Annotated in this window: 3 protein-coding genes; 1 reads left to right on the plus strand and 2 read right to left on the minus strand. The window is 68.1% G+C overall.

What is annotated here, in order from left to right:
* Together OS124_RS0107350 and OS124_RS0107355 are read right to left on the minus strand one after the other, a co-directional pair.
* Positions 1–856, minus strand: an 856-nt coding sequence (locus OS124_RS0107350) for an FAD-binding protein (protein ID WP_040606837.1), incomplete at its 3' end; no start/stop codon positions are given.
* Positions 857–895: 39 nt separating this feature from the next.
* Positions 896–2350, minus strand: a complete 1455-nt coding sequence (locus tag OS124_RS0107355) for an FAD-linked oxidase C-terminal domain-containing protein (RefSeq protein ID WP_010138823.1) — start codon at positions 2348–2350, stop codon at positions 896–898.
* Positions 2351–2463: 113 nt separating this feature from the next.
* On the opposite strand from OS124_RS0107355, the gene OS124_RS0107360 reads away from it, so the two are divergent.
* On the plus strand, positions 2464–3165 hold the full coding sequence (locus OS124_RS0107360; protein ID WP_010138824.1) for a DUF599 domain-containing protein: 702 nt from the start codon (positions 2464–2466) through the stop codon (positions 3163–3165).
* Positions 3166–3313 lie beyond the last annotated feature (148 nt).

Below are 3313 nucleotides of genomic sequence, written 5' to 3' on the forward strand. Positions count from 1 at the left end.
CCAGCGCGTCGAGAAGCCCCGGCGCATCCGTCGGCTTGACCGAGATCCGCCAGACGGCCCCCGCCGTCCCGGCAAAGGGCGCCACGTCCCGCACCTCGCGCCAGAGCGCGGCGCTCTGCTCACCCTCGACCAGCTCCAACCCGCCGCCGAGCGCCTCGCCCAGCGACTTAGCCCGGTAGGCCATCGACCCGGCCAGCCCCTCGACCCGCAGGCGCAGTTGTTCGCCCTGCTCCAGCCAGGCCGCGCCCGAGACGTCATAGGGCGTGCCCATGGCGCGACACAGATCGGCGACAGCCTCTGCCGCCCCCACTCCGCGCCGCACCAACGTCGCCTCCGACTGCGGCTGCGCCAGCACCTTCAGCGAGACCTCGGAGAGAACCCCCAACGTCCCCCAGCTTCCCGCCATCAGCTTCACCAGGTCGTAGCCGGTGACATTCTTCATCACCCGCCCGCCGTTGGAGATCACCTCGCCCGAGCCATCGACGAACCGCACCCCCAGCAGGTGATCGCGGCAGGCCCCGACCTGCACCCGGCGCGGCCCCGAGACATTGGCCGCCACGACCCCGCCGATCGTCGGCTCGCCCGAACCGCCCAGCAAGACCCGGTGATCCATCGGCTCAAACGCCAGCCGCTGCCCCTTCTCGGCCAGAAGCGTCTCGACCTCGGCCAGTGGCGTGCCAGCCCCGACGACCAGCGTCAGCGCGCCCGGCTCGTACAGCCGCACCCCCGACAGCCCGCCGGTCTCGACCACGTCACCGGTCAGCGCCACACCCCGCGTCCCGCCGCCCCTGACGGCCAGCGGTGCGCGCGCGCCTGCCAGGATCTCGGCCAGCTCGGCCTCGGTTCCGGGTCTCATCATCACTAGGCTCCAAATACTCTGGGGGGAATGGCGCCGTCAGGCGACATGGGGGGCAAGGCCCCCCTCCCGGCGTCCCGCAGACACCGACAGCGGAAAGACCTTGGCGGGATTCAGCAGCCATTGCGGATCAAAGACATCCTTGACGCGCATCTGCGCTTCCAGATCGGCGGGCCGATACTGGTGCTCCATCAGGTCGCGCTTCTCGACACCGACGCCGTGCTCTCCGGTCAGGCAGCCACCGACCTCGACACAAAGCTTCAGGATCTCGGCGCCCAAGCCCTCGGCCAGGGCCAGCTGGCCCTCCTGGTTGGCGTTGAACAGGATCAGCGGATGCATGTTGCCGTCGCCCGCATGGAAGACGTTTGCCACGTCGAGGCCAAACTTCCGGCTCAGATCCCCCATCCGCCGCAGCACCTCGGGCAGCGCGGACACGGGGATGGTGCCATCCAGGCAGATGTAATCGTTGATCTGGCCCATGGCGCCGAAAGCAGACTTCCGCCCCAGCCAGATCCGCGCGCTTTCCTCGGCCGAGCCGCTCTCGCGCAGCTCCACCGGGTCGTGCTTGCGGGCAATGCCGGTGATGATCTCAAGCTGTTCGGCGATCTCGGCCTCGCTGCCCTCGACCTCGACGATCAGCAGCGCCTCGCAATCGGGATAGCCGGCACCGGAGAACGCGTCCGTCGCCCGGATACATGGCCGGTCCATGAACTCGATGGCGACAGGCAGCACCCCCGCCTCGATGATGTCCGAGACACACTGCCCGGCGACCTCCAGGCTGTCGTAGCCGATCAGGACGGGACGCGCGCCCTCGGGCTTGGCAAGGATGCGCAGGGTCGCCTCGGTCACCACGCCCAGCTGGCCCTCGGAGCCGCAGACCAGCCCCATCAGGTCCAGCCCGGCAGCATCCAGATGCGCCCCGCCCAGCTCGATCACCTCGCCCTCCATCGTCACCATGGTCACGCCCAGCAGGTTGTTCGTCGTCACCCCGTACTTCAGGCAATGCGCCCCCCCGGAGTTCATGGCGATGTTCCCGGCAATCGCGCAGGCCAGCTGGCTGGAGGGATCGGGGGCGTAGAAGAAGCCCTCCTCCCCGACCGCGCCCGAGACGGACAGGTTGGTCCGCCCGGTCTGCACACGAATGAAGCGATTGGCATAGTCGGTCTCAAGAACCTGCGTCATCCGCGCCACGCCCAGGATCACCGAATCCGCCGTCGGCAAGGCGCCCCCGGCCAGCGAGGTCCCGGCCCCGCGCGGCACCACCGGCACCCCCATGCGGTGACAGATCTTCAGCACGGCGGCGACCTCTTCGGTGCTGGCGGGCAGCACGGCACAGAGCGGCGGACAGCGGTAAGCGGTCAGCGCATCGCATTCATAGGCACGGGTTTCCGCCGGATCGTCGATGACCGCGCTTACGGGCAGCACCTTGCGCAAGGCGGCCACGACCTCGGGCTTGCGGGCCAGGACGCGGGCGTCCGGCTGAGGCATCTGCATGGCTCTCCTCCCTCGCGGATGGCTGTGGCGCGGTGCGCCCTGCATGATTGGTAAGTTTTTAGAACCAATTTTTCCCGTAGGCAAGGCCGACATGGGAAAGGTAACTAAGGGCCATGATGTTCAGCGATTATCTCTCCCTCTTCAGCTTCGCCGACGCCCTGGGCGTGGCGGTCATCCTTGGCTCGTGGCTGCTGATCGGCTGGAGGATAGAGCATCCCAGCCAGTCGAAACCCTCGGTCTCGCTGCTGATGGGGGAATACCGGCGCGAATGGCTGCGCAAGATGACAGAGCGCAGCCCGAGGATCTTCGACGCCCAGATCCTCGGCACGTTGCGCGCCAATGTCGGCTTCTTTGCCTCGTCGACGATGATCGCCATCGGCGGGGCCCTGGCCCTGCTGGGCAATTCCGACCAGCTGCGCGGCATCGCCACCGATCTAGGCGCCGAACGCAGCCCGGCGGTCTACTGGGAAATCAAGCTGTTCCTCGTGCTGCTCTTCCTCGCCAATGCCTTCCTGAAGTTCGTATGGTCCAGCCGGCTGTTCGGCTATTGCGGGGTCCTGATGGGCGCGGTGCCGAACGATCCGAAGGACCCCAAGGCGATCCCCCGCGCTCTGAAGGCGGCACAGATCAACATCTTCGCCGCGCGCAGCTTCAACCGCGGCCTGCGGTCGATCTACTTCGCCCTCGCCGCCGCCTGCTGGTTCGCCGGTCCCTGGGGTCTGCTGGCCGGCACGGCGGTAACCTGCGCCATGCTCTGGCGGCGCGAGTTCACCTCGCAATCCCGCGCGATCCTGATGCAGGTCGAAGACGACTGACCTTCGCGCGCTCCGAGGCTCCGAGGCTCCGAGGCTCCGAGGCTCCGAGGCTCCGAGGCTCCGAGGCTCCGAGGCTCCGAGGCTCCGAGGCTCCGAGGCTCCGAGGCTCCGAGGCTCCGAAAGGGATGCGCCCTCCCGCGCCCGTTTC

Source organism: Oceanicola sp. S124, from assembly GCF_000220565.1.
Classification (GTDB): domain Bacteria; phylum Pseudomonadota; class Alphaproteobacteria; order Rhodobacterales; family Rhodobacteraceae; genus Pseudooceanicola.